The following is a 21,472-nucleotide window of genomic DNA, read 5'->3' on the forward strand; positions in this document are numbered from 1 at the left end:
GTCACTGAAATGTCGCTTATCTCGCCCAACTCCGACAAGAACGCGAACAAGTCCGTCATCGTGCGCTCCGGGGACGCCGAAGTGATCGGCCAGGCCCCCACCACCATCCGGCTGCTGGCCGACAGCAGCTCGACCGGTGGTGCGCTGTCGACCCAGCGGGTCACGCTCGCGAACGGCGCGGACGGCGCCAAACCGCACCGCCACGACGCCTCCGCCGAGCTGTTCTACATGCTCGACGGCACCGCCCAGCTGTTGTCCGGCGAGCAGGTCGTCACCGCCGAGCGTGGGGACCTCGTGATCGTGCCGGCCGGTCTTCCCCATGCCTTCGCCGCGGCGCCGGGAGAGGACGCCGACATCCTCATCGTCATCACTCCGGGCGTCGAGCGGTTCGAGTATTTCCGCCACCTGGAGCGCATCGCGTACGGCAAGGTGCCGCCGGAGAGCCTCCTTGACGTGCAGGAGCTCTACGACACCTACTTCCTCACCAGCGCGACCTGGAACGACGCCAGGCCCTGAAGCGCCGCCGTCGATGGTTCCGGCTGATCAACCCTGACAAATCACCGATAAAGGTTGTAATCGTGAAAAAGCTCTATCACGCGGCGCACATCTACATGATCATCGGCGTGATCAGCGGTCTGTACTATCGCGAGCTCACCAAGTTGACCGGCTTCACGGGCGACACCCAGCTCGGAGTGGTGCACACGCACCTGCTCGCGCTCGGCATGCTCTTCTATCTCGTCGTGCTGGCGTTGGAGAAGTTGTTCACCTTGTCGGCCAGCAGGCTCTTCAACTGGTCCTTCTGGGTCTACAACGCCGGTCTCGCGTTAACCGTCCTGATCATGCTCATCCACGGCACCCAGACGGTCCTGGGCGCCCAGACCAGCGCGATGATCTCCGGTATCGCCGGACTGGGGCACATCGTGCTGACCGTGGGCCTGGTCCTTTTCTTCATCAACCTCGGCAAGCGGATCCCCGCCAAGGGATCGTCCTGATCTCAGCAGGTGCGGAGCATGTTGAGCAGGGCCACCTTCTCCCTTCGGGTCACGAGGAGCCGGTAGTGATGCTTCACGGTGATCCACGAGGTCGCGTAGCGGCACCAATAGGCGCGGCGCGGCGGACGCCAGCTCTGCGGTCCTTGACCGCCCTTGGCGATGTTGGCGGAATGGCTGGTCACCAGCAGTTCGGGGCGGGTGAGGTCGTTGGCGAATGCGCGGCGCCGCGCTTGGCTCCACTTGCTGGCACCGGAGCGCCAGGCGTACGACAACGGCACGACATGGTCGACGTCCACCAGTCTTTCGCTTTTCAGCCGCTTACCGTCGTACGGGCTGTACCAGACGCCCTTGACCGGGTGGCAGGCGGCGTTTCTGCGTACGTGCCGCCCGTCGCGGGCCAGAACCACCTCACGCGCGTCGCACCTGCCCTTGTGATGCGCCCACCGGGGCAGGAACCGCTGGTGACTGTAACCACGGATGGATAACGGCCTGGCGACCTTCAGCTGGGCCAGCATGCGGCGACCCGTCGTCCCGCCCTCGATCTGCGACCGTTTGCGCACGTCGGCAGCCGCCGGGGGCGTGGCCGGGGCAGCGGTGATCGGGATGGCCAGAAGGGTGAGTACGGCGACTCCCACCGTCCGCCTCAAGAAGATCATGCTTCTACCCTTACCAGCTGCTCCCGCTGACCGCGATATTCACGGCGGTGACGCTACGGGTACGCGCGCCGGTGCGGTTGGGCCACCGCTCGCTACGTCGCCCGGTTTAGTAGATGCGGTACTTGCGGCCGCAGTTGTCGAACTTGCCCGCCCAGCAGGTGAACGTGTACACCTTCTTGATCCCCCGCCCGCTCCAGCGGCCGACGACCTCGCCGTCCCACGAGCGGTTGAACTTGTGCCAGCTGCCGTTCTGGTAGTACTCGAACCACACCCAGCCCTTCTTGCCGCCGACCTTGTCCACCCCGTGCCACGTCGTGAAGACCTTGCCACCGCTCTTCCACGTCTTGCCGAACGTGTACGCCTTGCGGTCACTGGAGAAGAACTTGCCCCAGGTCACCGTGAAGTTGGTCGCGCTCGCGGTCGCGCTCCCGGCGGTGGTCGTGGCCTGGGTGGTCGCCTGGGCGGCCGGGCTGAGAGCGATACCGGTGAAGGCCATCGAGCCGGCCAGAGCCGCGATCGCAAAGGTCTTACGCATTGGGTTCCTCCCCCTTGTTCGGTGCTGCCGGGTTCGTCCGGTAGGACAGACATTAGGGAGACGGCCAGCGATCAATTGTGGAGAAATCCACACATCCAAGGTGATCAGCACCACACGCGCGCGGGACATCCAACCAGGGGTTTCGCGCGAACGCCCGCCGCGAACGCCCGCCGCGAACGCCCGCTGCGGGCCTGCGCGATGCCTTTCAGGGGTCCGGCGTGCTGTCGTCCTCGGCCGGCGTCGATGCGGGCCGGCAACCCTGGGAGCACCCCTCGAATCGCGCGGTGTCGATGGGGGAGAACGACGTCGGGGGCACGCCCGTCAACGCGCCGATCATCGTGTCCTTCCAGATCGGCCCGGGAAGGGTGGCACCCGCCACCATCCCGTAGTACCGCCCGCCGATCGTCACCCCGGTCAGCTTGTGCTTCTGGGAGCCGCGCGGGTCCCCGATGCTCACCGCCGCCGCCAGGTCCGGGGTGAACCCGGCGAACCACGCCGAAGCGTAGTCATCGGTGGTGCCGGTCTTGCCCGCCGCGTCCCGCCCGATGCCCCCGACCTCGCGCATCGTGCCCTTGGTGAGCACGCCGGACAGCACCTCGGCCGTCGCGTCGGCGATCGCGGGGTCGAGCGCCTGACGGCACTTCGGCCGGTACCGGGTGGCCTTGCCGTCGCGGTCGGTGACCCGGGTGATCGCCGTCGGCGCGCAGTACTTGCCGCGTGCCGCGATCGCCGCGTACGCGTTGGCCACGGTCACCGGGTCCATCTCGTTGATGCCGAGCGTGAACGTCTCGTACTCCTGCAGCTTCCGCCCGTCCGCGCGGCGGATGCCCAGTGACTTGGCCGTGGTGACCGTCTCGCAGAGCCCGGCCCGCCGCTCGAGTTCCATGAAGAAGGTGTTCACCGAGGCCCAGGTGCCGGTCCGCAGCGTCTTCCACCCCGGGGAGCCTTCGTCGTTGGTGACGGTGTGCGTCGGGTCGCCGATGTTCTCGCCCTTGCAGTTCTTGAACGTCGAATAGGCCGGGGCCCGGTATCCGGCGCCCGCGCTCAGGCCGTCGTCGAGCTTCATGCCATTCTTCAGCGCGCTGATCAGGGTAAAGGTCTTGAACGTGGAGCCGGCCTGGAATCCGGCGCCGCCGCCGTGCACCGCGTCCGCGACGAGGTTGTAGGAGATCTCGTTCCTGGCGCGGTCGCCGCCGTACGGCCTGCTCGCGGCCATGGCCCTGATCGCTCCGGTGCCCGGCTGGACCAGTGCCTCGGCGGCCACGGGATCGTCGGAGGCGTGCACGTACTTCTTGATCGCCCGATCCGCGGCCCTCTGCATGACGGGGTCGATCGTGGTCCTGATCGTCAGGCCGCCGCGGTTGAGCATCGCCAGGCGTGCTGCGGCGGTCTTGCCGAAGTCGGGGTTGCTGAGGATCTCCTGCCGGACATACAGGCAGAAGTACGGGTATTTGCTGGATTCGCAGCCGCCGGGGAGCTTGGTGCCCTTGTAGCCGAGTTTGGTGGCCTTCGCCGCGGCCGCGTCGGCCGGAGTGATCTTGCCCAGCTCGGCCATCCGGTTCAGCACGACGTTACGGCGGTTCAGCAGCCTCTCGCGGTGCTTCTTGTCGATGTTCGGGTCGGTGGCGTTCGGGTCCTGTACGGCGCCCGCCAGCGTCGCCGCCTGTGGCAGGGTGAGCCGGGCGGCCTTGACGCCGAAGAAGCGCTTGGCCGCCGCCTCGACACCGTAGGCGCCAGCCCCGAAGTACGCGATGTTCAGATATTTCCCGAGGATCTGGTCTTTGGTGTACTTCTCCTCGACCCCCATGGCGTACCGCAGCTCGTTCAGCTTGCGCGCGTAGCTGGCCTCGAGGGCCGCGTTCCGTTCCGCGTCGGTGTCGGCGGAGTTGAGCAGCACCTGCTTGACGTACTGCTGGGTGATGCTGGAGCCGCCCTGACTCACCTTGCCCGCCCGCAGGTTCTTGGCCAGCGCCCGTACGGTGCCCTCGATGTCGATCGCGCCGTGCTCGTAGAAGCGGTAGTCCTCGATCGCGACGATCGCCGTCTTCATGACCTCGGCGATCTGGTCGAGGCCGACGACCTCCCGATACTCCTCGTAGAAGCGCGCGATCTCGCTCCCCTTGGCGTCCTGCACGATCGTGACCTCGGCCGGCGGCGGCTCGACCAGGGCGACCGGCTTGAGCTCCGCCTCGCCCACCGCCGACGCGAACCCGAGCGCCGCACCCCCCACGGCCGGCACCGCGATCCCCGCCACGAGCACACCCGCGGCCACCCCTGCGGCAGTGAGCCGTACGATCTTCGTCCCCCGACGCGCCATCCGAGCCTCTCTTGGTCAGCAGAGGTCAGGAGCAAATCAGAACTGATCTGACGATGTCTAATAGCGCTATACGTACGAGATCAATATCCGATTCTGTATGAACCCTGGTCAAAGGGCAGGCTGACGAAGGGCCAGGCGCTCGTCGAGGTGCTCCAGGCTGGGCAGGAACCAGACGTGGTCACCCTGGTTCGTCTCATGAACGAAGTCGCGCAAGGCCGAGCTCGCCGCCGTGTGCCGGGAGATGTCCCCCAGGATCACCAGAAGCAGCCGGTACGTCGTGAACTTCTGCATGATGTCACCCGCGATCCGGGTGCGGAGCTGGAAGAAGGCGTCGTCGAGTCGTTCCGCCGGAATGACGATCACCTCGGCGCGCTGCCCCCACGCCTCACCCACCAGATCGGTGGCGGCGCGTTCGTCCTTAATCGGTTCGCCATTAGGGGAGCACGAGAGAACACGGAATCCCTGAACAAGGGAAAGCGTTTCAGCCATGAAAGTATCCGCTCTTTTTGAGAAGGGGAGAAAATAAAAAATGCGCACGCGGTCATTCGGCTATGCGGCGAGAAACCGCCGGTGGGGCGGTGTGTGAGGGAGGTTGCGCGTCAGGCGCGACAACAGGACGAAGCGGCCGGATCGCAGGCGGAGCAGACCATCATGGCCGCTACTTTCCTGCCCATCGTCCGGCTCCTGACCTTCGTCTTCAGACGGTCGGTGAATTCACGCCTGGTCGTCATTTTCCAAAATGACAATAGCGGCGGGTATCGGCGACGTCAATCAGCGCGACTCGTGACGAGGATCAGCGCCTGCTTTCGAGGACCGACTCCGCGTTCGCCATGTCGTCGGTGGCGATGACGATCCGTACACCGCCGAAGGTCGTGTAGGCGAGGTCGATGTTGACGTTGGCGTCGGCGAGCTGCCGGGTCAGGTCGCCGAGCGCGCCCGGCCGGTCGTCCATGTCCGCCACGACTACGGGACGTTCGTCGGCGATCCCCATCCCGGCGCCTTCGAACGCCTGCCGGCAGCCGGCGGCGGCCTCGTCATCTACGAGCACGTGTACGACGCCCTTGCCCTCTCCGGTGAAAGCCGCGAGACCCTGGATGTTCACGCCCGCCTCGCCGGCGACCCTGCCGAGACGGGCCAGCTCACCCGGCTGATCATTGAGGATCACAGCAATATCTGTTGGCATCGTCCGCCGATCCTCTCGCTAGACCTCAAATGCGACAACGCACATGTGAAGCGACATTAATGAGGAAATTTCCCACTAAACGGCAACGTATTGAGCCTTTGGGCAAAGCTTGTCCGGCGCATATCCCACCCGCGACCATAGGCACGTGAACCTACAGGCCTTCTACCGCGACCCGTACCCCGTCTACACCGAGGCTCGCCGGGCTCAAGGGCTTACCTTCGTACCGGAGCTGGACGCCTGGCTGGTGAGCAGGCGCGAAGACGTACGCGAGGTGCTGGGCAAGCCTGAGCAGTTCTCGTCGGCGGGCGCGTTACGGCCCGACCACCTGCCGAGCAAGGCCGCGCTCTCGGTGCTGAGCCAGGGGTTCGGCGGAGCGCGGACGGTGCTCGGCGCCGATGGCGACGCGCACCGGCGCCTGCGCCGGCCCCTCGTCAGAGGGCTGTCGCACGCCAAGGTGGCCGCCGCGCTGCCGTTCGTCACCGAGCGGGCCGAGGCGCTCATCGGCTCCTTCGCCGGCGACGGTCAGGTCGAGTGGATGGACGCGTACGCCAGGCCGCTGCCCGCCGCCGTGATCGGCCATCTGGTCGGCCTGGACCCCGCCGACATACCCGGCGCGATCCGCGGGGTGCAGGGAGCGGAGACGCTGGTGTTCACCGAGCTGACGGAGACCGAGCAGGTCGCGGTCGCGGAGGAGATCGTGGACACGCAGCGGCTGCTCGACGGCTACGCCCGCGCGCGGCGGAGGGATCCACGTGACGACCTGTTCACGGAGGTGGTCCGCGACCTGGCCCCCGGATCCGAGGACCTCACGCTCGACCAGCGCAAGGAGATCGTGTCCAATGTCCAGAACCTGCTGCTGGCCGGCCACCTGACGACGACCGCGCTGCTCGGCACCGTGGTGCTGAACCTGCTGCGCGATCGCCGCCAGTGGGAACTGCTCTGCGAGCAGCCGCGGCTCGTCACCGCGGCCATCGAGGAGGCGCTCCGGTTCGAGGCACCGGTCCAGGGCTTCCGGCGTACGGTCACCACCACGGTGACGCTGAGCGGCACCGAGCTGCACGAGGGCGACGTGGTCTTCGTGTCCTTCGCCTCAGCCGGCCGCGACGCTGACGCCGGCGCGCGGGTGGACAGCGGCGTGCGGGCGGACGGCGAGGTGCGGGCGGACGGCGAGGTGCGGGCGGACGGCGACGTACGGGCGGATGCCGAGGTGCGGGTGGACGAGTTCGACATCGGCCGGGAAGCCTTCCGTCACCTGTCCTTCGGACACGGTCCACACGGGTGCCCAGGCTCGCAACTCGCCAAGGAGCAGGTCCGGATATCCCTGGAAATCCTGATTCGCGAACTCCCCGGCCTGCGCCTGGCCCACCCCGACATCACGATGGCCCCCACCCTCATCCACCGCTCTCCCGAGACGCTCTTCCTCACCTGGTAGCGGGCCGGTCAGGAAGGCAGGTCCCACCAATGGGAGCCGGGGGAAGGTCGGCGTAGGGCTCGCCTGGCGCGGCGGGGCGGCCGATCCCGAAGAGCATTACCGGTGTCTGGACGCCACCTTCACCGGGTGAGCACCCACCGCGGGCGGTTCCGACCATGATGGATCTATGGGTTCAGCCGACGAAGAGACATTGCGTGCACAAGCCGAAGCCGGCGACCTGGAGGCGATGATCGCCCTGTGGCTGGCGTTACGGCATGGGCCGCGGGCCGGCGAGGGCGACGCCTGGGTGAGACGGGCGGTGGAGGCGGGTTCCACCGAGGCCATGCGCAGGCTCGGCGCGTGGTGTGGTCGGCACGATCCCGCCGAGCAGGAGCGGCTGTACCTCCGTGCCGCCGAGGCGGGGGACCGTAGGGCGTTCTCGCTGCTCGCGCACTTCTACGACAAGCAGGGGCGGCGGTCTGAGGAGGAGATCTGGCTGCGTCGCGCCACCGAACGCGGGTTTGACTGGTCACTGAGTTCGAGGCTCGCCCTCCTCCTGGCGATACGCGGTGCCGACGATGAAGCGTGGGAGGTCTGCCTGCGGTCCGACGACCCGGGCGGCGAGGTCCACCAGCTCGCCGTGTCGCTCTCGGAGGAGGGGCTGCAGGAGGCGGCCGACCGGTGGATGCGGGACGCGTACGATCTCGGCTCTGGATCGGCGGCGGTGTATTACGCCGAGCGGCAGGAACGCGACGGTGACCTGGCAGGCGCGGAGCGGCTCTACCGTGAGGCCGGATCCGCCCGGTCGCTGGGCGAGTTCTTCGAGCGGCGGGGCCGCGTGGCCGAGGCCCGGTCGCTGCTGGAGCAGAGGGGCGACAGCGAGGAGTACGCGGCGTTCCTTGATCGCCATGGTGATTCCGGCGAGGCCGCCGCGATGCGGGACAGGATCCGGCGGGACAGACCTGAGGTCGCCGAATTCGAGGAGTGGGTGACGGTCGTCGCCACGGTCGTGACGGCGTCCGCGCTGGTGCCGTTCGTGGAGGCGCTGATCGGCCGCGTGGCCGAGGACACCTACGACGGAGTACGTAGCAAGCTACGCAAGCTCGCGCGCAAGCTCGCCAAGGGTGACGAACCCGCAGAGAGCACATTGATCGTGGTCAGCGATCCCGACTCCCGTCTGCGCCTGCACATGCGTACCGACGCGACGGACGAGGCGCTGGCCGCGCTTCGCGACGTCGATCTCAGCGGCCCGCGCGGTGCGCTTCGATGGAATCCGGAAACGCGCACGTGGGAGCACCGACATGGCCGAGACATAGGAAAGGCTGAATAGGAGGCTCATCTCTGGGCGATGCGGCTCGCCGACCTTGGGGCGCAGCTCACCCTGCGCACCGCGTGGATGATCCTCGGCGAGTGGATCCTCCTGACGAGGCGCCCGGAAGTCGCGCCGGGAGAAAGATCCATGGTGCCCGATGATGGAGGGGCAGGTGTGGACAGCGCGGGAGGTTTCGTGGAACTCGGGTTGAGGGACAAGGTCGCCGTCATCACCGGGGGCAGCTCCGGGATCGGCCTGGCCGTGGCGCAGGGGCTCGCCGCCGAGGGCGCGCAGCTCGTGCTCGCCGCCCGCGCCGGCGACCGTCTGGAGGAGGCGGCGCGCGGCATCCGCGAAGCCCACGGTGTACGGGTGGTGCCCGTCCCGTGTGACGTGGCGACCGCGGAGGGCACCGCGACGCTGATCGAGGCGGCCGAAGACGGCTTCGAGGGCGCGGACATCCTGGTCAACAACGCCGGAGCCGGGTCCAACGAGACCATACTCGAGGCCCCGGACGAGAAGTGGCAGGCGTACTGGGACCTGCACGTCATGGCGGCGGTACGGCTGGCCCGCGGCCTCGTGCCCGGCATGCGGCGGCGCGGCGGCGGGGTGATCCTGCACAACGCGTCGATCTGCGCCGTGCAGCCACTCTGGTACGAACCCATCTACAACGTGACCAAGGCCGCGCTGATGATGTTCTCCAAGACGCTGTCGACGGAGGTCATCGACCACAACATCCGGGTGAACTGCGTCAACCCCGGCCTGGTCCTCACCCCCGACTGGGTGAAGACCGCCAAGCAGCTGACCGCGGACAGCGGCGGGGACTGGCAGGCGCACCTCGACGAGGTCGCGCGGGAGCACGCGCCGATCAAGCGGTTCGCCACCCCGGAGGAGGTCGCGGACTTCATGGTCTTCCTGTGCTCGGAGCGGGCCGGCTATTCGGTGGGCTCCACGTACTTCGTCGACGGCGGGATGCTCAAGACGGTGTGAGCCGGGGGTCAGGTGAAGTGCGCCTCGGCTCGCAGCCGGCCGGACGTGTCCTGGACGCTCAGCTGCCCCGACTCCGGTGAGCCGGTGACGACGAACGGCTCGCCCTCGAAGACGGGACGGCGCAGGCGGTAGGTCAGCCCGGTGATCCGCCGCCCCAGGGTGTGCCGTCGGGGCAGCTCGGCCATGAGGACGGCGAGCAGCGGGCCGTGCACGACGAGGCCGGGGTAGCGCTCGACGTCCGTACAGTAGCGCTGGTCGTAGTGGATGCGGTGGGCGTTGGCGGTGAGCGCGCTGAAACGGAACAGCAGCGGCGGAGCGACGGTAACCGCAAGCCGCCACGCGGCCTCAGCCGCGCCAGCGCCGGCATCAGCCAAGGCAGGGACCGGGGCGGAGGCTGGTTCTCCGGGCTGCGGAAGCGTCTCGCCGGGAGTCGCCTCCTCGGCCGGCGGGTCCGAGCGGTAGACCAGGTCCTGCTCGTCGACCAGCCGCAGCTCCCCACCCTGCCGGTACTCGTACCGCACCGTCACGAACAACAACTCTCCCGTCCGCCCCTCCTTCGGCGTGACGGCCGTCAGCTCGGCGGTCCGTACGGCAGGCCGCCCCATCTCCAGCCCCCGCCGCGCCCGCATCCGCCCACCCGCGATCATCCGCCGCCGATGGGGGATGGGCGGCAGGAAGTGACCCCTGGTCGGATGGCCGTCGAGGCCGAGGGCGGCCTGTGGCGGCCACTCCAGGAAGTACAGCCACTGCCACGGCAACGGCAGCGCCTCACCGGCGGCCGGCGGCGCGTCGAGGACCGCCGCCAGGGCCGCCGCGGGCTGGGGCGAGATGACGTCTTCGCTGGTCACGGGATTGGGATGCCAGTCGCGTAGGTAATCCAAGAGCGCCATTCGCCTACCACCCCTTGAGCGCGCGACCGGGCCGCCACGGCAGCGGTTCGCCCGGCACCTCATCGGTACGAGGCTATCGGGCGAGGCCGGGGACGAACGGCAGGTGGTGGCCGCCACGGGCCCGGACGGGCGGGAGGTGGTGACCCCAACTGGTGGAAGAGCCGTCCCGGCCACCCCGGGGACGGTTAGTGTCACTCCGGACACGAGGAGTGATGATGACCATGCTGGCGCGGGCCGTTGAGCTCAAGGCCGAGCTGATCCACTTTGCCACCTCCGGCAGGTTCGAGCGCGAGCTGGGCGGGGTGCTCGCCCGGTTCTACGCCGATGACCCGCCCGCCGACGAGGCCGCGGCCTTCCTCCCCATCGACTACTTCGCCCACCAGCACCTGCTGGCCAGCGGTGACACGGTCATCGACCGGTTCCTGCGCGAGCGGCCCGGCCTGGCCAGGGCCGAGGTCGAGCTGCTGTCGAGCTGGAAGGACGTGGTCGAGGGGGTGTACGAGGTGCGGGTGGTCGACGGGGCGGCCGTGCGGCTGTTCAACCTCGTGGACGAGCTGGTCTACCGGGCGTTCTCCAACTTGGGTGAGGCTGCGTTCGGGGAGCTGCGGCCAGGGATGTACGTGGTGGGCAGGTTGGTGCCGCTCGGGCTCGACTGGCTGATCAGCGGCACGCCCGCGGTGCACGCCGCTGCCGCGCGCGACACGCTCCTGCCGGTGGCCGCGCACATCGCGCTGGAGCATCCCGCCTGGGTGTTCCGCAACCCGGTGCTGCTGACGCGGGCCAGGGAGCTGCAGAGCGAGCAGCGCCAGTGCTTCATCGGCCATTTCGGGGCCGACCTGGTCGTGCTCCGGCCTTCCGAGCTGCCCGACCGTATGCGCGGCTACCTGGCGTACCAGTCGGGCCGCCTGGGCGGCGCGCCGCCGACCACGCGGGAGCTGCCCGTACAGATGGAAGGGGCCGAGACGGTCGCCCTGATCTTCGACGAGGTGGCGGGGCTCGGCTACTACGCCGACTTCGCCAAGCTGGAGGAGGTCTTCCTGGACCCCGGCCTGGTCGCCAGGCGGCCCTATCGCCAGCTGGTCAGCGCCTATCTCCGGGGCGAGGCCGTCTCGCCGGTGCCGATCCGGCGGCTGGCCGAACGCGATCCCGAGAAGGCCGGCGCGGTCTTCGCGAAACTGCTCAACAAACGCGGCTTCGACTGGGAACGCAGTGGCGAGCTGCTGCTGCGCAGCCACAAGCCAGCACATTTCACCGCCCGCCCGCTGCCCACGGTCATACCGGTCACCGAGGCCATCGCCGAACATGTGGGAGCCGCCTGACGGCCCCGAAGGTCAGGAGGCCTTCTCCTCCGGGAGCGGGATCCACTTGTGCGCCCAGATGACCAGCTCGTCTATGACCGGGCGCAGCTCCTCGCCCATCTCGGTCAGGTGGTATTCGACCCTGACCGGTGAGGTGTCGAGCACGCGCCGCTCGATCAGCCCGGCCGCCTCCAGCTCCCGCAGGCGCCGGGCGAGCATCGTGTCGTTGACGCCGGGGATGGCCGCTTTGAGCGCGGCGTAGCGGTGCGCGCCTTTGAAGATCACTTGCAGCACGGCGCCCGACCACCGGGCGCCGATCAGTTCGAGGGCGGTGTGGAACCGGACGCACACCGAATCAATGCTCACGCCGTAGATCTTACCCAACCGCCGCCTCATTTGCTAAGAAATATGTAGTTACTCAATAATGTTGAGCAGCTAGACATCCAAGACTGAGGAGCGCCCCATGTCCAAGCCCGTACTGCAGGTAGTCATCGCCAGCACCCGCCCCGGCCGCGTGGGCAGGGTGATCGGGGAGTGGTTCTACGAGCGGGCCGTGGCCGGCGGTGACTTCGACGTCGAGCTGATCGACCTGGCCGAGGTGGGCCTGCCCTTCCTGGACGAGCCGAACCACCCCAAGCTCAAGCAGTACGAGCACGCGCACACCAAGGAGTGGAGCGCCATCGTCGAGCGCGGCGACGCCTACGTCTTCGTGACGCCCGAGTACAACCACAGCTTCAACGCCGTGCTCAAGAACGCCCTCGACTTCCTGCACCAGGAGTGGCAGCACAAGGCGGCCGGCTTCGTGAGCTACGGCGGCCTCTCCGGCGGCACCCGCGCGGTCAACAGCCTGCGCCAGGTGGTCAGCACCTTGAAGATGATCCCGGTGGTCGAGGCCGTCAACGTGCCGTTCGTTCCGCAGCTGCTCGAGAACGGCACGTTCAAGCCGAACGACATGATGACCGCCTCCGCCGACGCCCTGCTGGCCGAACTCGCCAAGCTCACGAGCGCCCTGCGCCCCATGCGCCTCTCAGCCGCCTGACCCGCCGCCCGACTCGCCTTGCTCGGCCCATCGGCCCACAGCGCCCGCCTCGTTGGCTACACGGCCGGACTCCCCCATTGGCCCCACGGCCTGACCCGCCCGTCGCGAGCGACGGCGAGCGAGCCAAGCATCCGGTATGGCCTGCCGGGCCGGCGCGGCAGGCGAGGTCATGGCTGGTGTTGGCGGGTTATTTTCAGGACTCGTCGTCGTTGTCGATCAGGTTGTCGAGCACGCGGGTCACGGCGTCACCCAGTGGGCGGAACGCCTGGGTGAGCGCGTTCGCGAGCGGTCCGAAGATCTCCGTCACCTCGTGGATCAAATCTTCGGACTTGCTCTCGGGAGGCGCCCAGCGCATCGCGTCGGCGCTCAACGTCTCCCATTCGTCGACGACACCGTCGATGGCGTCGAGAACATGGTCGGGATCGCTCGGCATGGCCCTCCTCCATAAGCGCGGGAGTGGGATAAGGCCACGGTACATCCAGTGCGAAATGTGACGCTAGGACGTCAGGCGGGGATGGAGACGCCCACGCCGCCACGCGTCTGGCCGCCGTACCTCTCCTTGTCGGCCGCGAGGTCGAGCGGCCGGATGCCGCTGCGCGCGGTCAGCACCTCCTCGGTGAGGAGCGAGGCGGGCACCAGCCACGAGACTTCGAACTCCAGGCCGTCGGGGTCGTGCGCGTACAGGGCCTTCGTGGTGGAGTGGTCGGAGGCCCCGGCCAGCGCGCCCAGCTCGCTCAGCTTGGCCGCGATGCGCTCCAGCTCGTCGAGCGTGTCCACCTCCCAGGCCAGGTGGTAGAGGCCCACGGTGGACCGGCCGGCGGTGGACTGGCCCGCCCGCTCGCCGATCTGGAACAGGCCGAGGTCATGGTCGTTGGTCGAGCCGGCGGCCTGGAGGAAGGCGGCGCCGGGCATGCCCATGACCACCTCGAAGCCGAGGGCCTCCCGGTAGAAGGCGACGCTGCGCTCGACGTCGCGTACGTACAGGACCGCGTGGTTGAGCCGCTGGACCGGCATGGTGAACCCCTTTCGGCGGAAGCTACCGCTAAGTATATGAGAGTTCAACTAAAATGGGCGCATGACTCGATGGCTGGACGATGACGAGCAGCGCACCTGGCGCGACTTCCTGGCCGCGACCCAGTTGGTGAACGAGGCGCTCGACCGCCAGCTCCAGCGCGAGGCGGGCATGCCGCACACCTATTACATGATCTTGGTGGCCCTCTCGGAGGCGCCGGAACGTTCGATGCGGATGAGTGAGCTGGCCGCCAGGGCGCAGAGCTCGCAGAGCCGGCTCTCCCACGCGGTCGCGCGGCTGGAGGAGCGCGGCTGGGTACGGCGCCGGCCCTGCGACTCCGACCGCCGGGGCAGCTTCGCCGCGCTCACCGACGAGGGGTTCGCCGCGCTGGCCGCCGCCGCGCCCGGCCACGTGGAGGAGGTACGGCGGAGCCTGTTCGACGTCCTCACCCCCGAGCAGCTGGGACAGCTCGCCGAGATCTGCGCGGCGGTGCGGAACACGCTGGAGCCGTAGCGCGAAACTGTCCTCGCGACGCCGTACGGTTCTCCCGGAAGTCGAACGAGGAGAGCGGATGCACGACACGGATGAGGCGCTGTTCAGGGCAGTCCACGGGATCGCCGGCCGCTTGGCCGGGCAGCCGGTGCCCGTGGTGATGGACGCCTTGCTACGCCAACTGCCCAAGGCCCCCGGCCTGGACATGGCCGAACTCCGCCGAATCGCCGAGGAGATCACCGTCGGCAGAGACCCTTCGGGCTTGTAACCCGACGGACCACGAGGGACCACCACGGATCCTGAGGGACCCCGAGCCGACGGCCCCCGGCGAATCGTGTAGGGCCCTCCACTCCCGAGCGGCGAGCAGCGATGGACCGTGCCGGTCAAGAAGACGCACGTAACGGCGCCCAGCCGGTGAGGCGGAGGACCGTGCCCCTGGAAGGCGCCGACCCCGGTCGGCGGATGGGCCCTCCCGTGCCGGCCGTAAAAGAAAAGACCCCCCAAAAAAACCCCGAGATGACATCAGGGTCGGGTCAGGGGTGGGGCCTGATGTGGGGGTGGGGCGGGGGCGGGAAAGTAGGGCTATGACCGCAAAGAGGCTCTATCCCATCATCGCCTGCGGGTCGATCGTGTTCGCGGTGGCCGGGACCGTGGTCGGGCAGCTGGTGCTCGACCCCGGCCTGAACCCCCTCAACATGACCGTCAGCGAATACGCCGTGTCCGACCGCGGAGGCGTCACGGAAGCGGCGATGATGGTTCTGGGCCTCGGTTCGCTCATCCTGTTGAAGGCGCTGAAGGCGGCGGACGCACCGGTGCGGGGGCTACCGGAGCGGCTGCTGTGGGTGTGGTCGGGGGCGCTGATCGTCGCCGCGGTGATCCCGACCTCGCCGATCGGCGCCGACCTGACCCTGACGGCGGAGATTCACCGTTACGTGTCGGTGGCCGCGTTCGTCAGCCTGCCCGCGGCGGCGGCCCTGCTGGTGCCCCGGCTGACCGCCGACGAGGCGTGGAAGCCGGTCGCGCGGACCGTCGAGTGGCTGGCCCTGGCGGGCGGGCTCGGGGTGCTGGCGATCACGTACGTGGCGCTGCCCGGCGAGCGGGTGATGATCGGTTTGGTGGAGCGGTTGCTGCTGGGCGCGGAGGTGGCGTTGCTGGCGGTGCTCGCCGCGTGGTTGGTACGGCTGGCCTGGGGGCGGGCCATCGAGCGACCTGCTGATTTCCGGACATATCATAGATTTGTCGCGAGTCGATCTTAAGAACCGCCTCATTTGGTGCTATTCTCTCCCGCGATCTTCTATCCGGGAGCGGGCGTCATGGCATCTGGCAGATCCATCAGATTCAAGATCTCGACGCTGCTGGTTCTCCCACTGGTTTCTCTGGTCGGACTCTGGGGCTTCGCCGCCAGCACCACCACCGGTGAGGCCATGGGCCTGCTGAAGGTCGACACGATCTGGTCCGGTGTCATCAACCACGCCGACTTCCTGGTCTACACAATCGAGCAGGAGCGTCTCGCCGCCGCCGAGGTGATCTCCGGCGGCGTCGCCGACCCCGCCCAGCTGGCCGCCACACGCGGCAAGGTCGACGAGGTCAAGAAGCGGCTCTCCGACGGGGGCCTGTCGGAGACGACGCAGGCCGCCCTCACCCCTGAGATGCGCGGGCGGCTGAAGGACGTCTTCACGGCCGTCGACCGCCTGCCCGAGATCAGGAAGAAAGTCGACAGCCGCCAGCTGACCCCCGGCACGCTGATCACCGAATACTCGGCGGTCAGCGACGCGGTCCATCACCTGTACCCGTCGCTGACTCTCGGCACGGACGTCGAGCTGGCCCAGCAGGCGCAGGGTCTGATCGCCGCCAGTGAGGTCCGCGAGCTGCTGAGCCGCGAGCACTCGCTGATCATCGCGGCCAACGGCAAGCCGTCCATGGGCGACATGCACATGCTCGCGAAGCTCGACGGCACGCGGACGTACATGTTCCCCAAGGCCATGGCCAACCTCGACGCCGAGCTGCGGACCCCGTTCGAGCAGGTCACCGAGTCCGCGCGCTGGGCCGCGATGGAGCGCGCGCTGGACGGCTACGTGGCGGGCCGGATGCTCGACCCGGCGGTCTGGCGCGGCATGGCCGACCCCGAGCTGAAGGCCTACACCCAGGTCGTCTGGGACAACGGGGACCGGCTGCTGGCCCGGATGACGCCGGCCGGCATCGCCATCCTCGTACGGGCCGGCGTGGCCGGCGTCCTCGGTCTCATCGCGGTCGCCTTGTCCATCTTCATCTCCATCCGGGTCGGCCGGCGTGTCAGCCGTGAGCTGGCGGCGCTCCGCCGCAACGCGCTCGACCTGGCCGAGATCCGGCTGCCCGGCGTCGTGACGAAGCTGCGGCAGGGCAAGAACGTCGACATCGCGGCCGAGGTGCCGCCCATCAAGATGTGCGACGGCGCGACCAGCGAGATCGACGACCTGGCGAAGGCGTTCGACAGCGTCCAGTACACCGCCGTGGACGCGGCCGTCGAGCAGGCCAAGCTGCGCCAGGGCGTCTCCGAGGCGCTGCGCAACCTGGCCCGGCGCAGCCAGTCGCTGCTGCAGCGCCAGCTCAAGCTGCTGGACGAGATGCAGCGCGAGACCGAGGACCCGGAGGCGCTGTCCCGGCTGTTCAAGATCGACCACCTGACGACCCGCATGCGCCGCCACGCCGAGGGCCTGGTGCTGCTCTCCGGCGGCTCCGCCGGACGCAGGTGGCGCGGCGTCATCCCGGTCGAGGACGTGCTGAGCGGCGCCGCCGCGCAGGTCGAGGAGTACACCCGGGTCCGCGTCTACCCGATGCCGGAGTGCGGGGTCTCCGGCGCGGCCGTGGCCGACCTCATGCACCTGTTCGCGGAGCTGATCGAGAACGCCGCCGCCTTCTCCTCGCCGGGCAACGAGGTGTCGGTCCGCGGCGAGCTGGTCGGCAGGGGCTTCGCCGTCGAGGTCGAGGACCGCGGGCTGGGCATGACCCCCGAGGCCCGGCAGGCCGTCAACGAGCGGCTGGAAAGCCCGCCCGAGTTCGAGGCGTCGCAGACCGAGCGGCTCGGCTTCTCCGTGGTCGGCATGCTGGCCGCCAGACACGGCATCACGGTCACGCTCAAGCCCTCCCCCTACGGCGGCACCACCGCGATCGTCCTGGTGCCCACGGCGCTGATCCAGGCCCTCCCGACGCCGGTGCGGACGCCCGAGCTGGAGTCGGTATCGGTCTCGGTGGTCAGGACGCCGCCGGACGACAGGATGCCGCAGGACGTGACGGCCCCCGGCCAGCTGCCGCGCCGCCAGCGCACGGCCAAGCACCGCCCTGAGACGTCCCAGGAGTCGGCGTTGCCCCGCCGGGTGCGGCAGGCCAACCTGCCGGAGCAGCTCAAGCAGTCGCCACCCCCCGAGCAGACTGAGGCACGCTCGTCCGAGAGCCGCTCACCGGAGGAGGCCAGGGCCCTGCTCTCCTCGCTCCAGTCGGGCTGGCAGCGCGGGCGGCAGGACAGCGATCAGGATGGGGGATCCCAATCGTGACCCATGGGCCAGACGAGTGGGTTGACGAGGAGGCCGGCCCGGTTGTGCGGCCGTACGCGGTGGCCCGGGGGCGCACCAAGTCCTCGGCGCCCGAGCTCGACCTCCTGGCGACCGTGTCGCCGACCGGCCTGCCGGTGCCCGCCAAGGCGGAGCTGAGCGGCCAGCACCGCCGCATGATGGACTGCGTCACCGCTCAGACCAGGCCGGTCGCCGAGATCGCCGCCGAGCTGAACCTGCCCGTGGGGGTGGCCAGGGTACTGCTCGGAGACTTGCTCGACTACGGCCTGGTCTCGGTCCGCCCGCCGCTCGCCAAGGCGACGACCCCTACGGAGAGCCTGCTCAGAGAGGTCATCAACGGTCTGCGGGCCCTCTAGTTGGCTGAGGTCATCGTCCTCAGCGAATGCTCGACCAGCGTGACCATGACCTCCTTGGCCGACGTGCGCCGCCGCACGTCACAGAGCAGCACGGGCACGTCGTCGTCCAGGTCGAGCGCGATCCGTACGTCGTCCACGCTGTGCCGGTCGGCGCCGTCGAAGCAGTTGACGGCCACCACGAACGGCGTGCCGCGCTGCTCGAAGTAGTCGACGGACGGGAAGCAGTCGGTCAGCCGCCGGGTGTCGGCGATCACGACGGCTCCGAGCGCGCCGTAGGACAGCTCGTCCCACATGAACCAGAATCGTTCCTGACCCGGGGTGCCGAACAAGTAGACGACCAGGCCTTCACGGATGGTGATACGGCCGAAGTCCATCGCGACGGTGGTGGTGGTCTTGGCCTCCACACCGTCGAGATCGTCGACGCCGACGCCGCGATCGGAGAGCACCTCCTCCGTGCGTAGCGGCCTGATCTCGCTGATCGCGCCGACCAGCGTGGTCTTGCCCACGCCGAACCCCCCGGCGATCAGAATCTTCAGCGCGACGGGGTCCTCAGAGAGCACGGAGTCCATTGATCACTTCCTTGAGAATGCGCTCATTCGGACGCGGCCCCTTTTCCGAGGGGGACGTCACCGAGATGAGGCCGTGGTCACGCAAGTCGCCGAGCAGCACCCGGACGACGCCGACGGGCAGATCGAGCTCGACGGCCACGTCGGCCACCGTGATCGGGTTACGCGCTGCCCGCAGGATGAGCAATTGCTCGGGTTCGAGATCATACGACTCCGGGTCACCGACAATGGAGACGATCGCCATGAGGTCGAACGCCTCCCCGGAGGTTCTGGTGCGCCCGCGAATGAGGGCGTAGGGCCGGACGACCGGCCCCGCGTCCTCGTCAAGCCACCGCGGGGGTTCGTTCATGACGATGTCGCCCTGGGGTTGGTGGATATGTGCTGCCCCACCCGCTTGACCAGCATCGCCATCTCGTACGCGATGTGCCCGACGTCAACATTGGCGTCGGCCAGCACGGCCAGGCAGGTGCCTTTTCCCGCCGCCGTCACGAAGAGGAACGCCGACTCCATCTCGACGATGGTCTGGCGCACGTCGCCGCCGCTGAAGTGCCGTCCCGTACCGCGGGCCAGGCTCTGGAACCCGGCGGCCACGGCCGACAGGTGCTCGGCGTCCTCGCGGCTCAGTCCCTTGGAGTAGCCGACCGCCAGGCCGTCGGTCGACAGGATGACGGCCTGCCGTACTGCTCCGACCCTGGTCGTCAGGTCGTCGAGGAGCCAGTTCAGCTCACCGGTGTTGGTCGTCGGCACACTCATGCCTCCCCCTCCTCATTCGCTTCTTCTCGGGCGCGTTGTGTTCCCCGCTGGTAGGCGGAGAACAGGTCCCGTACCTCATCGGGAGAGCGCTCTGTCTTCTCTTCCGGTTCCGGCTCAGGCGGCTCGTCCGTCTTGAGCTGGGGTGCCAGATTTGCCTGTTTCACTCGCCTCGGCAGTCCGGCATGCGTGCCGTTCACCACCGCGAGCGTCTTCTTCTTGGTACGGCTGGGCAGCGCGGGCGCCTCGCCGTCGCCGCCCGCCTCGAGTGCGGCCTGGTCGTGGACCAGCCCGCGCGGCACCAGCACGATCGCGGTGGTGCCGCCGAAGGGCGAACGGCGCAGCAGCACCTGGATGCCGTGCCGTTCGGCCAGCCTGGCCACCACGAACAGGCCGAGCCGGTCGCTGTCGGCCAGGTCGAACTCCGGCGGGTTGGCCAGCAGGGCGTTGAACGTCGCGTACTCGCCGGGCGCCAGCCCCAGCCCTCTGTCCTCGACCTCGATCGCGTAGCCGTTGCTGACCAGGTCGCCGCGGACGACCACGGTGGTGCTCGGTGGCGAGTAGATGGTGGCGTTCTCGACCAGCTCGGCGACCAGGTGGGTGAGGTCGGCGGCGGCGGCGCCGTCGAGCGCGCTGCCGGGCATGGCCTCGACGGTGACCCTGGTGTAGTCCTCGACCTCGGCGATCGCCGCCCGGACGATGTCGACCGCGGGCACCGGCTTGCGCCAGGCCCGACCGGGGGCGGCGCCGGACAGGATGATCAGGCTCTCCGCGTGGCGCCGCATGCGGGTCGTCAGGTGGTCGAGGCGGAAGAGCTCCTCCAGCCGGTCCGGGTCGTGCGTACGGCGCTGCATGCCGTCGAGCAGCGCGAGCTGGCGGTGCAGCAGGCCCTGCTTGCGCCGGGCGAGGTTGAGGAACACCTGGCCGATGCCGCGCCGCATCGCGGCCTGGCTCACGGCGGCCTGTACGGCGGTGCGCTGCACGGAGCCGAACGCCTTGGCCACGTCGACGATCTCGGCGGCGCCGCTGACCTTGAGCGGCTTGGCCTCCTTCTCAACGTCAACCTTCTCCACGTCAACCTTCTTGACGTTGACCTCTTCGCCCCGGCTCAGCCGGTCGACGAGGTCGGGCAGCCGGTTGTCGGACAGCTCCACGGCCGCGGACCTGAGCGCGGCCAGCTCACCGGCGAGGCGGCGGCCGAAGCGTACGGAGATGATGATCGAGGCGAGCACGGCGATCAGCCCGAGACCGCCCGCGGTGCCGATCTTCACCATGGTGCTGGTGGCGGCGTCGAGCGCGCGCTCGCTCAGCACCTCGGAGGACGCCGCGCCGAGCTTGTCGAGCTGCGCCGTGAGCCGGTCCACGGGCGCGTTCCACGTCGCGCCGTCGGCGGGTGGGGCGCCGGTCGCGATGATGCGCGTCTCCATGGCGGTGAAGTCCCTGAACGGCTCGCCGGCGAAGATCTGCTCGTACGGCCGGCGCAGCGCCGTGTCGAGGCCGGCCTGGCCACGGGCGCTGAGGAACCTGCGGGTCGCGACGTACTCGGTGAACGCCGTGAGCTCCGGCTCGGTGAGCCGGTGGTCGATGAGCGCGCCGCTGAGGAGCGCGTGCTCGCGGGCGATGATCTCCCGGGCGTTGCCCATGGCCTGCAGCGACGACGCCTGCTGGAACAGCGGCAGGTCGGGCACCGAGACGAGGTGGTCGTAGAGCCGGAAGATGGCGTCGAGGACCCGGTTGTACTCGTTGAGGCTCGTCAGCCGGGAGCTGATGCCGCCGTCGATGTCGGCGCGGATGGAGCCGAGCCGGCTCAGCTCCCCGGTGAGGGTGTCGAGGGAGGCGCGCAGGTTGTCCTTGATCGCGTCACCCGCTGTCACGGCGGACTTCTGGAAGTCGGCGACGGACTTGTCGGTGCGGGCGCGCTGCGACCCGAGCTCCTGGGTGAGTTGACGGGTGGTGACCGCCACGGCCGATTGGGCCCGCTCGGCCTGGAGCTGTAAGCCCAGGTCGGTGGAGGTGATGCCGATCGTCTGATAAAGCGTGTTGGCTCTTAGCAGGGCCTGACCGTCACCCACGGTGAGATTGAGGGCAAAGCCCCAGAGCGCACTCAGAGACAGGAGGGGTAGCAGCA

25 protein-coding genes are annotated in these 21,472 nt (G+C 68.8%); 12 read left to right on the forward strand and 13 right to left on the reverse strand.

Going from position 1 to position 21,472, the window contains the following annotated elements; genetic code table 11:
* Positions 1-9: 9 nt before the first annotated feature.
* Positions 10-516, forward strand: a complete 507-nt coding sequence (locus LDL49_RS41175; protein ID WP_225299986.1) for a cupin domain-containing protein — start codon at positions 10-12, stop codon at positions 514-516.
* 62 nt (positions 517-578) lie between these two features.
* The gene (locus LDL49_RS41180; protein ID WP_225299988.1) at positions 579-992 is read left to right on the forward strand and encodes a DUF2871 domain-containing protein; all 414 of its coding nucleotides are present in this window, start codon (positions 579-581) and stop codon (positions 990-992) included.
* 2 nt (positions 993-994) lie between these two features.
* On the opposite strand, the gene LDL49_RS41185 is transcribed toward LDL49_RS41180, so the two are convergent.
* The 5 genes from LDL49_RS41185 to LDL49_RS41205 form a co-directional block, all read right to left on the reverse strand.
* Complete coding sequence (locus tag LDL49_RS41185) at positions 995-1,648, reverse strand: HNH endonuclease family protein (protein ID WP_225299989.1); 654 nt, start codon at positions 1,646-1,648, stop codon at positions 995-997.
* A gap of 106 nt (positions 1,649-1,754) precedes the next feature.
* Positions 1,755-2,183: a hypothetical protein gene (locus tag LDL49_RS41190; RefSeq protein WP_225299991.1), complete on the reverse strand. Its 429-nt coding sequence runs from the start codon at positions 2,181-2,183 to the stop codon at positions 1,755-1,757.
* 205 nt (positions 2,184-2,388) lie between these two features.
* The gene (locus LDL49_RS41195) at positions 2,389-4,500 is read right to left on the reverse strand and encodes a transglycosylase domain-containing protein (RefSeq protein WP_225299992.1); all 2,112 of its coding nucleotides are present in this window, start codon (positions 4,498-4,500) and stop codon (positions 2,389-2,391) included.
* Positions 4,501-4,608: 108 nt separating this feature from the next.
* The gene (locus tag LDL49_RS41200; RefSeq protein ID WP_225299994.1) at positions 4,609-5,037 is read right to left on the reverse strand and encodes a DUF4180 domain-containing protein; all 429 of its coding nucleotides are present in this window, start codon (positions 5,035-5,037) and stop codon (positions 4,609-4,611) included.
* A 256-nt stretch (positions 5,038-5,293) separates the two neighbouring features.
* A complete protein-coding gene (locus LDL49_RS41205; protein ID WP_225299996.1) occupies positions 5,294-5,665 on the reverse strand; it encodes a hypothetical protein in 372 nt (123 codons plus the stop codon).
* 163 nt (positions 5,666-5,828) lie between these two features.
* On the opposite strand from LDL49_RS41205, the gene LDL49_RS41210 reads away from it, so the two are divergent.
* The 3 genes from LDL49_RS41210 (at position 5,829) to LDL49_RS41220 (ending at position 9,393) form a co-directional block, all read left to right on the forward strand.
* A complete protein-coding gene (locus LDL49_RS41210) occupies positions 5,829-7,115 on the forward strand; it encodes a cytochrome P450 family protein (protein WP_225299998.1) in 1,287 nt (428 codons plus the stop codon).
* Between the two features lie 166 nt (positions 7,116-7,281).
* Positions 7,282-8,424, forward strand: coding sequence for an SEL1-like repeat protein (locus tag LDL49_RS41215; RefSeq protein WP_225300001.1), 1,143 nt, complete (start codon positions 7,282-7,284; stop codon positions 8,422-8,424).
* A gap of 177 nt (positions 8,425-8,601) precedes the next feature.
* Positions 8,602-9,393, forward strand: coding sequence for an SDR family NAD(P)-dependent oxidoreductase (locus tag LDL49_RS41220; protein ID WP_225300002.1), 792 nt, complete (start codon positions 8,602-8,604; stop codon positions 9,391-9,393).
* A gap of 8 nt (positions 9,394-9,401) precedes the next feature.
* Here LDL49_RS41220 and LDL49_RS41225 read toward each other — a convergent pair whose 3' ends face one another.
* Positions 9,402-10,241, reverse strand: coding sequence for an HTD2 family dehydratase (locus tag LDL49_RS41225; RefSeq protein ID WP_225300004.1), 840 nt, complete (start codon positions 10,239-10,241; stop codon positions 9,402-9,404).
* A gap of 254 nt (positions 10,242-10,495) precedes the next feature.
* On the opposite strand from LDL49_RS41225, the gene LDL49_RS41230 reads away from it, so the two are divergent.
* A complete protein-coding gene (locus LDL49_RS41230) occupies positions 10,496-11,602 on the forward strand; it encodes a hypothetical protein (protein WP_225300006.1) in 1,107 nt (368 codons plus the stop codon).
* 12 nt (positions 11,603-11,614) lie between these two features.
* Here LDL49_RS41230 and LDL49_RS41235 read toward each other — a convergent pair whose 3' ends face one another.
* Positions 11,615-11,947 carry a winged helix-turn-helix transcriptional regulator gene (locus tag LDL49_RS41235; protein WP_225300008.1) on the reverse strand — a complete coding sequence of 111 codons (333 nt, stop codon included), beginning with the start codon at positions 11,945-11,947 and terminating at the stop codon, positions 11,615-11,617.
* A 97-nt stretch (positions 11,948-12,044) separates the two neighbouring features.
* On the opposite strand from LDL49_RS41235, the gene LDL49_RS41240 reads away from it, so the two are divergent.
* Positions 12,045-12,620, forward strand: coding sequence for an NADPH-dependent FMN reductase (locus LDL49_RS41240; protein ID WP_225300010.1), 576 nt, complete (start codon positions 12,045-12,047; stop codon positions 12,618-12,620).
* A 193-nt stretch (positions 12,621-12,813) separates the two neighbouring features.
* Here LDL49_RS41240 and LDL49_RS41245 read toward each other — a convergent pair whose 3' ends face one another.
* Both LDL49_RS41245 and LDL49_RS41250 read right to left on the reverse strand, forming a co-directional pair.
* Entirely contained in the window at positions 12,814-13,053 is a 240-nt protein-coding gene (locus LDL49_RS41245) for a hypothetical protein (RefSeq protein ID WP_225300012.1), read from the reverse strand.
* 71 nt (positions 13,054-13,124) lie between these two features.
* On the reverse strand, positions 13,125-13,634 hold the full coding sequence (locus LDL49_RS41250) for a VOC family protein (protein WP_225300014.1): 510 nt from the start codon (positions 13,632-13,634) through the stop codon (positions 13,125-13,127).
* Between the two features lie 61 nt (positions 13,635-13,695).
* Between LDL49_RS41250 and LDL49_RS41255 the strand changes: the two genes are divergently transcribed.
* The 5 genes from LDL49_RS41255 (at position 13,696) to LDL49_RS41275 (ending at position 18,028) form a co-directional block, all read left to right on the forward strand.
* Complete coding sequence (locus LDL49_RS41255) at positions 13,696-14,145, forward strand: MarR family winged helix-turn-helix transcriptional regulator (RefSeq protein ID WP_225300016.1); 450 nt, start codon at positions 13,696-13,698, stop codon at positions 14,143-14,145.
* 58 nt (positions 14,146-14,203) lie between these two features.
* A complete protein-coding gene (locus LDL49_RS41260; protein WP_225300018.1) occupies positions 14,204-14,392 on the forward strand; it encodes a hypothetical protein in 189 nt (62 codons plus the stop codon).
* Positions 14,393-14,708: 316 nt separating this feature from the next.
* Positions 14,709-15,380: a DUF998 domain-containing protein gene (locus tag LDL49_RS41265; RefSeq protein ID WP_225300020.1), complete on the forward strand. Its 672-nt coding sequence runs from the start codon at positions 14,709-14,711 to the stop codon at positions 15,378-15,380.
* A gap of 57 nt (positions 15,381-15,437) precedes the next feature.
* Positions 15,438-17,654: a nitrate- and nitrite sensing domain-containing protein gene (locus LDL49_RS41270; protein ID WP_225300022.1), complete on the forward strand. Its 2,217-nt coding sequence runs from the start codon at positions 15,438-15,440 to the stop codon at positions 17,652-17,654.
* Entirely contained in the window at positions 17,651-18,028 is a 378-nt protein-coding gene (locus tag LDL49_RS41275) for a DUF742 domain-containing protein (RefSeq protein WP_225300024.1), read from the forward strand. The genes LDL49_RS41270 and LDL49_RS41275 overlap by 4 nt, the downstream gene beginning before the upstream one ends.
* Here the strand turns inward: LDL49_RS41275 and LDL49_RS41280 are convergent.
* Genes LDL49_RS41280 through LDL49_RS41295 form a run of 4 tightly spaced genes read right to left on the reverse strand, consistent with a single transcriptional unit; the run spans position 18,025 to position 21,416 of the window.
* Positions 18,025-18,597 (reverse strand): GTP-binding protein, encoded by a 573-nt coding sequence (locus tag LDL49_RS41280; RefSeq protein ID WP_225300026.1) that lies wholly within the window; start codon positions 18,595-18,597, stop codon positions 18,025-18,027. The genes LDL49_RS41275 and LDL49_RS41280 overlap by 4 nt on opposite strands.
* Complete coding sequence (locus LDL49_RS41285) at positions 18,578-18,943, reverse strand: DUF742 domain-containing protein (RefSeq protein ID WP_225300029.1); 366 nt, start codon at positions 18,941-18,943, stop codon at positions 18,578-18,580. The genes LDL49_RS41280 and LDL49_RS41285 overlap by 20 nt, the downstream gene beginning before the upstream one ends.
* Positions 18,940-19,347: a roadblock/LC7 domain-containing protein gene (locus LDL49_RS41290; protein WP_225300032.1), complete on the reverse strand. Its 408-nt coding sequence runs from the start codon at positions 19,345-19,347 to the stop codon at positions 18,940-18,942. The genes LDL49_RS41285 and LDL49_RS41290 overlap by 4 nt, the downstream gene beginning before the upstream one ends.
* A complete protein-coding gene (locus tag LDL49_RS41295) occupies positions 19,344-21,416 on the reverse strand; it encodes a sensor histidine kinase (RefSeq protein WP_225300034.1) in 2,073 nt (690 codons plus the stop codon). Before LDL49_RS41295 ends, LDL49_RS41290 begins: the two co-directional genes overlap by 4 nt.
* Between the last annotated feature and the right edge of the window lie 56 nt (positions 21,417-21,472).

The sequence above is a fragment of the Nonomuraea aurantiaca genome (assembly GCF_020215705.1).
Lineage (GTDB): Bacteria > Actinomycetota > Actinomycetes > Streptosporangiales > Streptosporangiaceae > Nonomuraea > Nonomuraea aurantiaca.

Excerpts from the sequence above, each read along its gene's own strand:
- LDL49_RS41285 (WP_225300029.1), bottom strand. The coding sequence starts at position 18,943 with ATGAACGAACCCCCGCGGTGGCTTGACGAGGACGCGGGGCCGGTCGTC.
- LDL49_RS41255 (WP_225300016.1), top strand. The coding sequence starts at position 13,696 with ATGACTCGATGGCTGGACGATGACGAGCAGCGCACCTGGCGCGACTTC.
- LDL49_RS41185 (WP_225299989.1), bottom strand. The coding sequence starts at position 1,648 with ATGATCTTCTTGAGGCGGACGGTGGGAGTCGCCGTACTCACCCTTCTG.
- LDL49_RS41175 (WP_225299986.1), top strand. The coding sequence starts at position 10 with ATGTCGCTTATCTCGCCCAACTCCGACAAGAACGCGAACAAGTCCGTC.
- LDL49_RS41190 (WP_225299991.1), bottom strand. The coding sequence starts at position 2,183 with ATGCGTAAGACCTTTGCGATCGCGGCTCTGGCCGGCTCGATGGCCTTC.
- LDL49_RS41280 (WP_225300026.1), bottom strand. The coding sequence starts at position 18,597 with ATGGACTCCGTGCTCTCTGAGGACCCCGTCGCGCTGAAGATTCTGATC.
- LDL49_RS41195 (WP_225299992.1), bottom strand. The coding sequence starts at position 4,500 with ATGGCGCGTCGGGGGACGAAGATCGTACGGCTCACTGCCGCAGGGGTG.
- LDL49_RS41215 (WP_225300001.1), top strand. The coding sequence starts at position 7,282 with ATGGGTTCAGCCGACGAAGAGACATTGCGTGCACAAGCCGAAGCCGGC.
- LDL49_RS41230 (WP_225300006.1), top strand. The coding sequence starts at position 10,496 with ATGATGACCATGCTGGCGCGGGCCGTTGAGCTCAAGGCCGAGCTGATC.
- LDL49_RS41240 (WP_225300010.1), top strand. The coding sequence starts at position 12,045 with ATGTCCAAGCCCGTACTGCAGGTAGTCATCGCCAGCACCCGCCCCGGC.
- LDL49_RS41290 (WP_225300032.1), bottom strand. The coding sequence starts at position 19,347 with ATGAGTGTGCCGACGACCAACACCGGTGAGCTGAACTGGCTCCTCGAC.
- LDL49_RS41260 (WP_225300018.1), top strand. The coding sequence starts at position 14,204 with ATGCACGACACGGATGAGGCGCTGTTCAGGGCAGTCCACGGGATCGCC.
- LDL49_RS41265 (WP_225300020.1), top strand. The coding sequence starts at position 14,709 with ATGACCGCAAAGAGGCTCTATCCCATCATCGCCTGCGGGTCGATCGTG.
- LDL49_RS41250 (WP_225300014.1), bottom strand. The coding sequence starts at position 13,634 with ATGCCGGTCCAGCGGCTCAACCACGCGGTCCTGTACGTACGCGACGTC.
- LDL49_RS41245 (WP_225300012.1), bottom strand. The coding sequence starts at position 13,053 with ATGCCGAGCGATCCCGACCATGTTCTCGACGCCATCGACGGTGTCGTC.
- LDL49_RS41270 (WP_225300022.1), top strand. The coding sequence starts at position 15,438 with ATGGCATCTGGCAGATCCATCAGATTCAAGATCTCGACGCTGCTGGTT.